General features: G+C 38.6%; 10 protein-coding genes. All 10 read right to left on the reverse strand.

The features are described from left to right. Positions 1 to 677: WD40 repeat domain-containing protein (locus DSM106972_RS52690; protein ID WP_201800784.1), on the reverse strand; the 677-nt coding region annotated here is incomplete at its 3' end. After that, complete coding sequence (locus tag DSM106972_RS52695) at positions 559 to 2,436, reverse strand: AAA-like domain-containing protein (protein WP_201800785.1); 1,878 nt, start codon at positions 2,434 to 2,436, stop codon at positions 559 to 561. The genes DSM106972_RS52690 and DSM106972_RS52695, both read right to left, overlap by 119 nt. Before the next feature lie 356 nt (positions 2,437 to 2,792). After that, on the reverse strand, positions 2,793 to 4,505 hold the full coding sequence (locus DSM106972_RS25480) for an FHA domain-containing serine/threonine-protein kinase (RefSeq protein WP_127083319.1): 1,713 nt from the start codon (positions 4,503 to 4,505) through the stop codon (positions 2,793 to 2,795). 178 nt (positions 4,506 to 4,683) lie between these two features. Next, on the reverse strand, positions 4,684 to 6,900 hold the full coding sequence (locus DSM106972_RS25485) for a S9 family peptidase (protein WP_127083320.1): 2,217 nt from the start codon (positions 6,898 to 6,900) through the stop codon (positions 4,684 to 4,686). A gap of 263 nt (positions 6,901 to 7,163) precedes the next feature. Further along, on the reverse strand, positions 7,164 to 7,445 hold the full coding sequence (locus tag DSM106972_RS25490) for a Mo-dependent nitrogenase C-terminal domain-containing protein (protein ID WP_127083321.1): 282 nt from the start codon (positions 7,443 to 7,445) through the stop codon (positions 7,164 to 7,166). Between the two features lie 164 nt (positions 7,446 to 7,609). Next, on the reverse strand, positions 7,610 to 8,008 hold the full coding sequence (locus DSM106972_RS25495; RefSeq protein WP_127083322.1) for a tetratricopeptide repeat protein: 399 nt from the start codon (positions 8,006 to 8,008) through the stop codon (positions 7,610 to 7,612). Between the two features lie 478 nt (positions 8,009 to 8,486). Further along, positions 8,487 to 9,194: a transposase gene (locus tag DSM106972_RS25500; RefSeq protein WP_325052215.1), complete on the reverse strand. Its 708-nt coding sequence runs from the start codon at positions 9,192 to 9,194 to the stop codon at positions 8,487 to 8,489. Then, entirely contained in the window at positions 9,178 to 9,690 is a 513-nt protein-coding gene (locus DSM106972_RS25505) for a helix-turn-helix domain-containing protein (protein ID WP_127083324.1), read from the reverse strand. The genes DSM106972_RS25500 and DSM106972_RS25505 overlap by 17 nt, the downstream gene beginning before the upstream one ends. Before the next feature lie 128 nt (positions 9,691 to 9,818). Next, positions 9,819 to 11,483 carry a serine/threonine-protein kinase gene (locus DSM106972_RS25510; protein WP_127083325.1) on the reverse strand — a complete coding sequence of 555 codons (1,665 nt, stop codon included), beginning with the start codon at positions 11,481 to 11,483 and terminating at the stop codon, positions 9,819 to 9,821. A 355-nt stretch (positions 11,484 to 11,838) separates the two neighbouring features. Further along, positions 11,839 to 12,795, reverse strand: a 957-nt coding sequence (locus DSM106972_RS25515) for a WD40 repeat domain-containing protein (RefSeq protein WP_233787912.1), incomplete at its 5' end; no start/stop codon positions are given.

The following is a 12,795-nucleotide window of genomic DNA, read 5'->3' on the forward strand; positions in this document are numbered from 1 at the left end:
AAGACACGTTGTGTATGCCCTTTGAGGGTGGCTAGTTGCTTGCCACTGGTGTCCCAGACCTTGGCGGTTTTGTCGCCGGAGGCGGTGACGATAGTCTTGCCATCCGCGCTAAAATTGGCGTTGATGACAGGTTCTGTATGCCCTTTGAGGGTGGCTAGTTGCTTGCCACTGGTGTCCCAGACCTTGGCGGTTTTGTCGTAGGAGGCGGTGACGATAGTCTTGCCATCCGGGCTAAAATTGGCGTTGTTGACAGGTTCTGTATGCCCTTTGAGGGTGGCTACTGAGGCGGTGACGATAGTCTTGCCATCCGCGCTAAAATTGGCGTTGTTGACATTAGATGTATGCCCTGTGAGGGTGGCTAGTTGCTTGCCACTGGTGTCCCAGACCTTGGCGGTTTTGTCGTAGGAGGCGGTGACGATAGTCTTGCCATCCGCGCTAAAATTGGCGTTGTTGACACGTTGTGTATGCCCTGTGAGGGTGGCTAGTTGCTTGCCACTGGTGTCCCAGACCTTGGCGGTATTGTCGTAGGAGGCGGTGACGATAGTCTTGCCATCCGCGCTAAAATTGGCGTTGTTGACACGTTGTGTATGCCCTTTGAGGGTGGCTAGTTGCTTGCCACTGGTGTCCCAGACCTTGGCGGTTTGGTCTTGTGAGGCGGTGACGGATAGTCTTGCCATCCGCGCTAAAATTGGCGTTGTTGACAGTAGATGTATGCCCTTTGAGTTGATTGCGTTCCTTAATATGATATAAAATATCGTTTAAAGCAATAATTGGACTAGTGATTGGATATTTGGCGATGGGAGCATTTTTGCCTACTAGCTTTTGTAAATCTTGTCCAGCGTTCATTGCTGTGAGCAACGCTTCTATATTTTGGTTGTTGTCAAACTGTTGTGAAGCATAACTCGCTTCTCTCTCCAAAACAGTAACTGTTTTAGCGTCTTGAATTAATTTTTGACCGAACCAAAGCGCGCTCATTGATCCGATAATTATTACCATAATAGACACTACCAAAAACGTAGAACCAAATCGAATCATTTTTTGCGATTTCTTCTGCGCTAGGCTTATTTTTTTATTCGCTAGGCTTAATGTTTCGTTAGCTTCCGATAATATTCTACTTTCTTCTTCTTTAACTGCTAAAGAAGCTTCTAGTTCCCTTTTTTCTAATTCCTGAGAAGCTGCTAAATATCGAGAATCTTCATTACCTAAGTTTTTCTGAGTTGCCCACTGCAAAGCTTCTTCTAAAGCTTGTCCTCGCAATAGTCGTGATTCATCCTGATACCGACTATCAACCCATGCTTGAAAGTTTTCTGAATATGGGCGTATTTTTCTTAACTCTTTTTCTACCCACGTTAAATTTAACACCGACTCATATATTTTGTTATAGACTTTGAGAATATTCTGCTGTTTAACGACTAAGCCAGTCAGACGAAATCTAATTTGTTCAATACTTTCATCTACGTGAATATACCCTGATAGCAATATTTGTTGATACCATCCTAAAAAACGCCCTGCTATCTGTTCTCCTAGTAACATCCGGTCTCTAATTGTTTTTATGTGTTCTGGTTCATCGTGACTTTCCCAAGAGTTAATGATGTTTTTTTGAATTAAATCTTGTAGAGACGCGATGGGTGGAGACGCGATTAATCGCGTCTCTACGTTTTGGTTGGTGGCAATTAATCTGCATATTTTTTGGGTTAGAAATGGTTGTCCCCCTGTCCATGTCAATATTTCTTGTATTAATGCGTTCGGATTTTCGACCATACCCTCGAATCCCTTTGCTAAAGGTTCAATTTCGCTGTCTTTAAATCCTTCTAGTTGAATTGCTCTACCTATATTAAACGGTGTTCGTCTTTTATCCGCGATTAAATCTCCTGGTGTGACAACTCCTACTAAGGCAAAAGTCAGGCGCCTATACTCTGAGTTATAATTACGCTTTTCATAACAGCTTCTGATTAACGCAAAGAAATCATCTGTAGGAAAGCCTAAACTCAAAATACTATCTATTTCATCGATAAATATAACAATCTTACTTTGGATAGATGCTAATAGTACCGTTTCTATGAAGTCTTCTAAACGCTCTACGGGAGTAATGGCGCCTCTTTCTTGCCACCAGTTACGCAGTATGTCTGATGGGTCACCTAGTTGAAAATTATTTGTAAGCTTATAAACTATTCCAGCATACCACTGGTCTGACTTGATATCTCGACTACCTCGCACAGAAAAATCTAAAGAAGTACAAGCAAACCCTTCTGCTTGTAGTTTGTTCATCGTCCGAATTATTAAACTCGTTTTACCCATTTGGCGAGAGTTAAAAATATAACAGAACTCTCCTGCCTTTAAGCTGTGGTAAAGGTCAGAATCTGCTTGTCTAACAACGTAAGAAGGGGCGTTTTCTCCTAAACTACCTCCGACTTTATACTCATAATTTGTTGTCATGATTGAGTCACCGTATAGATAAATTACTTAGAGAAGTATGTGATTAGACACACTTGCTTCTATCAAAACATGACGCCATTTGAGTTAAGCCATGAGAAATTTGAGTTAGCTTCGACTTATGGCAAGTTTACCAACAATATAATTATCGCAGTATACGGCGCCTGCTTCTTAATGAGGCACCTATATGATACCCGAAACACGCTCCGAGACGTTACATGTACCGCGTTAATATGTAATATACTGTAATTCCGTCTCTACATGGTCTGGAATAATGCTCCACGTCGTACTTCTTAGTTCCATTCGGCTTTGATACCCACCCTACAAAAAAAATTTTGAGTTTGTTTTTGAGGTTGGGGTTAAAAATTTTTAGGTAATTGAGCTTGAGCAATTTTTTGCTGCTTCTGAGCCTCAGTAAGGTTAGGATTAATTTGCAGTGCTTTATCGAAATCTTCGATGGCTGCTTTAACACCTTTTATGATAGCAGGGTCGTCATTATAAAATGATACAATCGTCAAGGCAGCTTTTAAACGAGCGCAACCCCGCCAGCAATAAGCTTCAGCATAATTAGGATTCCAGTGCAATGCATTATTAAAATCTTTATTAGCTTTTGCATACTCCTTCAAATCAAAGTGAGTACGACCTCGCCAGTAGTAGATTTCGGCATCATTAGGACTAAGTTGCAGAGCCATGACGAGAATATTAATAGCTTGTTGATAGTCTTTTTTCTTAATGAGTTGTTTCCCACGTTTGATATATTCTTCAACAGCATTACTAACCCCTTTCGCCGAATTTTCGTTAGGTACAACAGGAGCTGTTTCGGACTGATAAGCCATTGCAACTTTTGTGGGTTGAGTAGTCGTTACTAACTGAGTCGGCGCCACCGAACTAATTTTGCTTAAACTAATATTAGCTACCCGTAAATTTATTTGCCCTAACTGTATATTACTACCTTGAAAAACTGGTACTTCTCCTAACGGTAAAGGGTGCCCATCAATAATTGGTGGGTTAGTTTGTCGTAAGTTTCGCACGTAGAAACATTGTTGCTGTTGGTTAAAGAAAATTTCGACGTGTAAACCTGATACTGATATATCATCAAAGACAATATCGCATTGTGCTGGGTCACGCCTAATCCTAACATTAACTGGGTTTTTACTTGGTTGTCGATCTCGAATCGTTATATTTTTTAACTGTCCTGCTTCTTGCCACTCTAAAGTTAGTTGATTTACACCACTAGTTTTAGTTGCCTGTGCTAGAGATGCTTGAATTAATTGTTGAACTGCTTGCAGCACCTCACCTGCTGACTGGTAACGTTCTCGGTGATCAAAGCGTACCATTTTGTTCAAAATTGCCGTTAAGCCTGGGCTTACAGACACTTTATCTTGCCAAATCACTTCGTCAGTATTATAGTCATGCGGTAAAAGATGAGGATATTTGCCAGTTAAAGCTTCAATCGCAGTCATACCTAGTGCATATATATCACTATTCAATCTCGATTTGCCGAATAATTGTTCTGAAGGTGCATAGCCAGAAGTGTACACCCGCGTACCAGCAACAGATAATCCTCCAGTTTCTGGGTTGTTTAATACTTCTTTGATGGCGCCAAAATCTATCAGCACTAACTTATTATCTCGCTGGCGCCGCATAATATTATCTGGCTTAATGTCACGATGAATGACCCCTTGATCATGGATGAATACCAAGATAGGTAAAATATTTGAAAGCAGCGAAATTACTTGATTTTCTGTCCAGCGCGGCTCAGAGGCTGATATCTCATCTCTTAGCGGATGCCCATCAATAAATTCTTGTACTAAGTAAAACTCTTGTTCGGAATAAGCTTTTAATTCGGGTATTTGTTCATGCTTCCCTAACTTCGCAAGAATTTCTGCTTCTCTCAAAAACAGCTGTTTTGCTTTTTCTAAACTGCGAGGGTCATTAGGTTGTAAGTGTTTTACTACACAGTAAGGTTTGCCTGGATACTGGGTGTCTTGAGCAAGGTAGGTTTGTCCAAAGGCGCCAAATCCTAGCTCTCGAATAACTTGATAACGACTATCAAGCAGTTGACCTATCATACTTCCTCAACTTTACGTTTTACGCACCAACCCTTATATAAAAACATGACCAACTTCGAGTTAAGCCATGAGAAATTTGAGTTATCTTCGACTTCTGGCTTACTTTAGCAACAATATAATTAATCTTGTAAATGTTGGAATGCGGCTGGGGACAGCTGCTCCACAAGATTTTTATTAATTAAAATCCAACTTGTGAAAGCATCCAAGCCTGTTCAAACGCAATGTCTTTAAGTTGCTCGTAACGACCACTGGCGCCTTGATGACCTGCTTCTAGGTTAATTTTTAGTAACAACGGATTATTGTCTGTTTTTAAGGTACGCAATTTAGCAACGTATTTTGTCGGTTCCCAATATCCAACTTGGCTATCATTAATACTGGTGGTGAGAAGTATTGCAGGGTAAGCTTTAGGCGCCAAATTGTCATAAGGACTATAAGCACGCATATAATCGTAGGCAGATTTTTCGTGTGGGTTGCCCCATTCGAGGTATTCTTCTGTAGTTAATGGTAAGCTCTCATCCCACATCGTGTTCATGATATCTACAAAAGGGACAGCAAGATGCGCTGCTTTGAACAGGTCAGGACGCATGTTTGCCACAGCACCAATAAGTAAACCTCCTGCACTACCACCTCTAATTAGTAAACGGTCTTTCGATGTCCAACGGTTATTAATTAAATATTCGGCACTATCAATAAAATCATTAAAAGTGTTTTTCTTGTTCATCAACTTACCATCTTCGTACCACTGCTTACCTAGTTCATCCCCACCACGTATATGAGCAATGACATATATTACACCTCTATCGAGTAAGCTAATTAAACTGCTATCGAATCTTGCCTCTAGTCCGTAACCGTATGCACCATAACCGTACATTAACAAAGGCGCCTGACCATTACGCTCAACACCTTTACGGTAAACTATAGACAAGGGAACTTTCACACCATCTCGAACTGGCGCCCATACTCTTTCGGTGGTATATAAACTTGCATCGTAGTTAGGGATTTGTTTGCGGTTAATTATCTGCTGTGTACCTGTAGCAAGGTTTTGCTCGTAAATAGCTGTCGGTGAAATCAAGGATGTATAAGTGTAGCGAAAAGAATTAGAATCAAACGGTTGATTGATACTTTCATATGTAGACTCTTGCTCGACTCCTAAAGCAGCAGTGTAAACACTATCAGGAAAATTAACTTCACGCCAATTTTTAGTTTCAAAATTGTATACTAAAAATTTATTTAAGCCAAGCTTTTTCTCCGATACAACCGCAAAATCTTTATACAAGTCAATACCATTTATGAATGCACTTTGATTATGCGGTAAAAACTCTTGTTCGGCGCCTTGAGAATTGCCAACAGGTAAAGTTACAATTCGGTAATTGATAGCTTTTTGATTATTTACACCTTCATTAGTGATTTTATACCACAAACCATTACGGTGTTCAACTAAGTACTCATACCCTTTCGCACGTTTCGAGATGATTTGCAAATTATCCTTGGGTTTAGCTGCATCAAGGTAATGTATTTCGCTAGTATCTTTGCTAGCAACTGTGTATAAAATGTACTTCTTGTCTTTAGTACGACTAACTCTTGACGAAAATTCTACATCTTTTTCTTCAATCACCTTTTGCGGTGTATTTCCTAATTCGAGGCGCCATAAAGTATTGGGACGGTTAGTAATTTTGTCTGCGGTAACATAAAATAGTGTATTATCACTTGCCCAAGTTAGCGAACTAATATTTTGAATCGAGTCAGACAGTATTTTCCCCGTTCGTAAATCCTTCACAACGAGATTGTAACGAATATCACCTTTAGTATCAATAGCGTAAGCCACCAAATTACCATCGTCACTAACATTAAAAGTGCTAATGTTCAAATACTTTTCATTAGCCGCAAGCTGATTTTGATCTAATAAAATTTCTTCTTTAGCATTCGCGTTCTTTTTACGACAATGAATAGGATAATTTTTGCCTTTCTCATAGCGCGTGTAGTAAAGATAATTTCCGAGTTGTACAGCTACACTAGTTCTATTCTCTTGTACTCGCCCCAGCATTTCCTGATATAACTGTGTTTGCAGCGGTTTTAAATTAGCTGTTAAGGATTCAGTATATGCATTTTCGGCTTTGAGGTGTTTTAATACTTCCGGATTTTCTTTATCACGTAACCAAAAATAATTATCATGAATAGTTTCATCATGACGAACTTCTTGATGGAGCTTTTTTGGCGCCAGTGGTGGCTGAATATACTTTACTTGTGTTGTAGCTGCCTTATTATCTAAAAAAGATAATAACTCTGTTTTGGGTTGGGCTTGTTTTTCCATTTTACCTGCTGTAACGCAAGCATTTATTGATATGGTGCAAACTAAAGAAATTGCAAATAATTTTGTTAGATGTTTTTTCAGCATTAGATATCTCCAATAGATAATTTTGACTTTTTGAATAATTTCATTAAATACCCTTGGCATCGGAGATACATGCAGAGATATTTGAGTTATATTCGACTTAATTTTTTTCTATAACTGTGGTAATAATTCGATAACGCCTCTAATTACTGTTTTCAACCGCAATATTAATTTCCAAATTTGTAACTATGCTAATAAGCGCCCGCAGGAACCAAAGCCTGGGGCGTTTAATAAAAGAGGGTGCATTTTTGCGTTGGTCTCTAAGTTTACCTTAAAATTACATCACCACATTCATCAACGAGATAACATAAAGCCTTAAACCGCAAATGTATAACCTCATCGTAAAGAGGATTTAACTTACACATTGGTGGGATATAAAGTACTTTTTTCCCAAAAACGATGATGTTATGTTCAAATGGGCATTGAGCAGGAATAAGCTTACAGATAAAGTAAGCTAGTTTGCGGTTGCGAACATCTATTGACTCTAACCAATGACGCAAACTTGAAAGAATGGTATTTTTAGGAGAAGGTAGAGTAAAGTAGCTCATAGTAGTGTTTTACTGTAATACAGTGATATTTTTACAATATTGAAGAGAATCTTATTTGTCAGTAGGGAAAAATGGGGATGCTGGGTAAAAAATCTGAAGATTTTGTAAGGTGGGCTGTCCACCTCACAAGAAAATTTTGACTTTATAAAAGTTTAGTCGGTGCCTTATACCAATGAATTAGTATCTGGCATGTAATCAATAGGACTTAAGACAAAATCCTTTTTAGCACCTTTTATGTCACCTAACTGATAACGGGCAAGACCTCGATAGTAATAGGTTTTAGTCAACCTAGGAGATAGTGCTAATGTTTTATTGAAATTTTCTATCGCACCTTGGTAATCTTTTGTTTGAAGGAGTTGATATCCTCTTTCAAAGTATGATTCTGCTGAGGTAACTGCTCTTGAGTGTAAATTGTTTGATACTGTGTTTGGCAAAGCATTGATATTTGTTACAGTTTGTAACGAAGTGTCAATTTTAATAGAATTGATTTTTGCAAATGCTGGAGCCGAAGATAAGATACATAAAGCTCCGATTAGTCCAGAAATAGCAGTATTGCGTTTCATAATGATTCAACCTCCGCTTCTGTGAGTGTGTATGTTGAAGTTTTTGATTAATTATTGAAGAAAGATTTATCAATATTGAGAGGAAGCAACTTGAGTGGCGCCACGTTGACTGAACGACTAAAGTGTTTCCACAAATTCAATAATTTCATTAAACACCCTTGACATTGGAGATAGACGCAGAGATATTTGAGTTACATTTGACTTAATTTTTTTTGCTCTAACTGTGGTAATAATTCGATTTGTTATAGCAGATAATCTTTAATGGAGAGGATTTTGGCTTTTTCAGGACAAAAGAACTACCAAACTGTAAGTTTGAGTTTTGAAACCGGTGGCGCCCGCCAGCAGTATCCTAGAAGGGCGTGGCTAATAGGACAAAGCCCACCTACGTGGGCTATTTTCTTTAGCCCACGTAGGTGGGCTTCGTATTAATAGCCCTAGGCTTCAAGCCTAGTACACGATGGCGGAAATAACGTTACCATTAAATAGCCAACACTTTACCCTTATACGTCCATTTAAAAGGTTTAGCCATTGTTTTATTAAAGTAGTTAATAAATTCGAGAATTTTGGTTCTGAGTTCATCCTGGCTTTTGAAACTAGCGCGCTTAAGTAGTTTACGAACTAAAATACTGAACCAAATCTCAATTTGGTTAAGCCATGAAGAATGTTTTGGGGTATAATGAAAAAAAATTCGATGTTTTGGGTCTTTTAAAAAAGTCGCACGTGATTTCATGGATTTAAGTATACCTCTTTCTCCTTTAATACCCAAGTCGATATCTAATCCCTCTTTTTCTGCAACTAGCCGAACAAGAGATTCAGACTGATGAGTATTAAGACAATCCATGATTAAATGCCATTTATTGGCATTACTATCGCTTTCAATAAGTTTACGAATATGCTGAACAAAATCTTCTTCGGTTCTTGAATCTCCGCAAGTTGGTTCAATAATTTGACCAGTCGCAATATCAAAACTAGCAATTAAAGTTTGTGTACCATGACGAACATACTCAAACTCTCTTCTTTCAACTTTACCTGGTCGTATCGGTAGGTCTTTTTCTACACGCTCGGTTGCTTGAATACCAGTCATTTCATCGATTGATATTGTACGCTCTCCGCTTTCATGTCGGTCGATTGCGCTAATATATAACCCACTAATATCATTCAGTTTTATGTCAAATTCCTCGTCCAGAGGGGGGGGTTAACCAGTAGCGACTCTGGTGTGGCTTAAGTTCTGCTTCTTCTAATAATCTTCCAACGTGTCGAACAGATATGCTTTCGATAATGCCCTGTTTCATAATTTCGTCTGCTAGTTCTCGGTAAGTCCAATGACTTATTGGTCGTCCATAGTCTTCAGGAGGTGAACAGGCAAGAGCAAATAATTCTACAATTTGTTCCATATTAAATTTGGCTGGGGCGCCAACACGTTCCTCGTCTTGCAACCTCTGAATTATTGTTAAATCACTTCCACATGTTGACAACCATCGCTCTCGCCATAAACAAGCCGTATGCCTACTAATTTCTAATGTTCGAGCAATTTGTCGATGATTTTTACCCTCAGATGCTAATAAAATTATTTTTGCTCGCAGTGCTACTTGCTGCGGCGCCGAATGGCGATTTATCAACTGTTGAAGTTCTAAACGTTCACAATCGCCTAAATTCAATGGTTTTGGAGCTAATCTTACCATACCCTGATTCCTACGCATGTTGACTTAAACAGCTAGCAAAAGCCTATTGCTTAACATACCATAATAGTGGTCTGTTTATTTCCGCCATTGTGTACTAGGGCGATATCCATTGTTTAATAACATTGATATTATTGGCTTTGCTCTTGTGTGTTAGGAGTGCTAGTTGAGTTATTTTGTTGTAACTGTTCTAATTGTTTTACTTGATTAATAGTTTGTTCTGCAGCGGCAGTATTGTTTTGTTGCTGATACAATCTTGCAGCTTCCTTGTAATCTTGTATTGCTTGTCCAATATTGTTTTGTTCTTTGTATAATTCTGCTCGTTGGTAGTAAGCATGAGCATAATCAGGTCTGTACTTGATTACATTATCAAAGTCTTCTAAAGCTCTATTATCTTTTAAAACTTTGAGAAGAAAGCCTCGATTATAGTATCCTTGGTAAAACTCATGGTTTTGTTCAATTGCCTTATTATAATCATCTAAAGCTTCTCTGTTATGACCAAGTTGATTATTAGAAAAACCTCTATTATTGTAAGCTAAATAATTTTTATAATCAAACTTAATCGCTTGGTCAAAGTATTTAATAGCCATCTTATACTGTTCTTGGTTTATTAACTTTGTGCCTTGATTGTAACATGATGTTGTAGAATTACAAATGACATCAGGGGAACTAGTTGTTTCTGGTGAGGAAGGAGCGGTTTGTGTTGATACTTCAGAAACAGTTGTTTGAGGGCTTTCTGAATTTGCTAATGTCTGCCGTAACCATCCATATCCTCCTACACTCATAACAGTAACAGCTATGCTGGCTAGTATGGTGGTTTTTAATTTATTTCTTTTAATTTTTGGTGTAAGAGCTTCTAGCACTTTTTTGTGTAACGGCGCCGCAGGTAATGCTACAATTGGTTCAGGTTGTAAATCTAAAAAAATCTTATCTACCGATTGATAGCGGTTCCGGATGTCTTCACAGAGCATCTTGTCCAAAACTTGTGTAAGCAAGTTACTAATAAATATCCCCTTTGATGCTAATACATCCTTCCATAGCCAGCGTTTCTCCTGAGAATTATAGAGCAAATTAGGAGGAACATTTGTTAATAAATGAATGCATGTAGCACCCAATGCATAAATATCACTTGCCGGATAAGATTCGCCATAGGTCATTTGTTCTGGAGGCGCATATCCTATAGTTCCAACAGTTGTACCTATAGTCATGACTGTATTGCTTAATTCTTTAGAAATACCAAAGTCAATTAATACCAATTGATTATTTTGGCGATACATGATATTTTCTGGTTTGATATCCCTATGAACCACACCCATGTTATGAATAAATTGCATCACAGGAAGTAAATCTGCTAATAGCTTAAATATTTGAGACTCAGTAAAAACTCCTTGTTGTTGCAATTGCTGTAGTAAATTTTCTCCATCAATGAATTCCTGCACAAAATAGAGCTGCTTATTTTGTTCAATGCTTGCTAGTAAGCGAGGAATCTGTGTAAACTTATCTCCAAGAGCATCTAACATCAGAGCTTCAGAATTAAATAATTCTACTGCTTTTTTGAATGCAGTTGCTTGGCTTGTAATTTGAGGCGCCGGAAAAAACTGTTTAATCACGCACTGTTTTTTTCTTGGTGTACGTTCATCTACCGCTAAAAAATTTCTTCCCATACCGCCGGCGCCAAGAAACTGAGTAGCACGGTAGCGGTTTTCGAGTAGTAAACTAGTACCGCAAGTAGCACATAAATCTACCTGATTTGAGTTTAGGGGATTCTCACAGCTTGGATTAAGGCAGTAGGTCATAATTCTACTATATTAATGTTAGTGTTGGAGAGAAAAGCAAATTCAATGATTTCATTCAACACCCTTTAAATCTGAGATAGCTATGGTGATATTTGAGTTATGTTTTACTTGCCTACGACTTGATTCGAGTTACTTGGAAACACTAATCAGGGTTAATATATACAGGACTTACGCTCTGGGCGCATAAAAACCGTAGGGTGCGTGAAGGCTACAAAAATATTTCAGCGTAGTTATAAGACTTGTAGCGTCACGCACCGACTCACGGTTGTGACAGTATCGTAAGTCCTGTTAAAATCGGCGCCGACTATTCATAATAAATGACCTAAACTACAATTTTAGGTTCTAACTTACATTTTCATTTACCAGGACACAGTTCCTTCCTTTCTTGCTCACGGGTGGCGAGGTACTCTTTTAAATAGTCGCAACTGCGCGCGAGTAAATCATCTAAATCTAAATTCCACAATTTGATGGTTTTGTCAGCACTTGCAGAAGCAAGAGTTTTGCCATCTGCACTTATTGCCACACTGCTGACTGCATCAGTATGCCCACTCAAGCTAGAAATTAGTTTACCAGTGCTTATATTCCACAATTTAATGGTATTGTCATAACTTGCAGAAGCAAGAGTTTTGCCATCTGCACTTATTGCCACACTACTGACATGATGAGTATGCCCATTCAAGGTAGAAATGAGTTTACCAGTGCTAATATTCCACAATTTGATGGTTTTATCAGCACTTGCAGAAGCAAGAGTTTTGCCATCTGCACTTATTGCCACGCTTGTGACTGCATTACTATGTCCACTCAAGCTAAAAATTAGTTTACCAGTGCTTATATTCCACAATTTGATAGTTGAGTCACGACTTGCAGAAGCAAGAGTTTTGCCATCTGCACTTATTGCCACGCTTGTGACCCAATCAGTATGCCCACTCAAGCTAGAAATGAGTTTACCAGTGCTGATATTCCACAATTTGATGGTTTTGTCCCAACTTGCAGAAGCGAGAGTTTTGCCATCTGCACTTATTGCCACGCTATTGACCCAATTAGTATGCCCACTTAAGCTAGAAATGAGTTTACCAGTGCTGATATTCCACAATTTGATGGTATTATCATAACTTGCAGAAGCTAGAGTTTTGCCATCTGCACTTATTGCCACGTTATTGACCCAATTAGTATGCCCACTCAAGCTAGAAATGAGTTTACCAGTGCTTATATTCCACAATTTGATGGTTTTGTCATAACTTGCAGAAGCTAGAGTTTTGCCATCTGCACTTATTGCCACGTTATTGACCCAATTAGTATGCCCACTCAAGCT

The sequence above is a fragment of the Dulcicalothrix desertica PCC 7102 genome, assembly GCF_003991905.1.
GTDB classification, from domain to species: domain Bacteria; phylum Cyanobacteriota; class Cyanobacteriia; order Cyanobacteriales; family Nostocaceae; genus Dulcicalothrix; species Dulcicalothrix desertica.

Excerpts from the sequence above, each read along its gene's own strand:
- DSM106972_RS52695 (WP_201800785.1), bottom strand. The coding sequence starts at position 2,436 with ATGACAACAAATTATGAGTATAAAGTCGGAGGTAGTTTAGGAGAAAAC.
- DSM106972_RS25480 (WP_127083319.1), bottom strand. The coding sequence starts at position 4,505 with ATGATAGGTCAACTGCTTGATAGTCGTTATCAAGTTATTCGAGAGCTA.
- DSM106972_RS25485 (WP_127083320.1), bottom strand. The coding sequence starts at position 6,900 with ATGCTGAAAAAACATCTAACAAAATTATTTGCAATTTCTTTAGTTTGC.
- DSM106972_RS25490 (WP_127083321.1), bottom strand. The coding sequence starts at position 7,445 with ATGAGCTACTTTACTCTACCTTCTCCTAAAAATACCATTCTTTCAAGT.
- DSM106972_RS25495 (WP_127083322.1), bottom strand. The coding sequence starts at position 8,008 with ATGAAACGCAATACTGCTATTTCTGGACTAATCGGAGCTTTATGTATC.
- DSM106972_RS25505 (WP_127083324.1), bottom strand. The coding sequence starts at position 9,690 with ATGGTAAGATTAGCTCCAAAACCATTGAATTTAGGCGATTGTGAACGT.
- DSM106972_RS25510 (WP_127083325.1), bottom strand. The coding sequence starts at position 11,483 with ATGACCTACTGCCTTAATCCAAGCTGTGAGAATCCCCTAAACTCAAAT.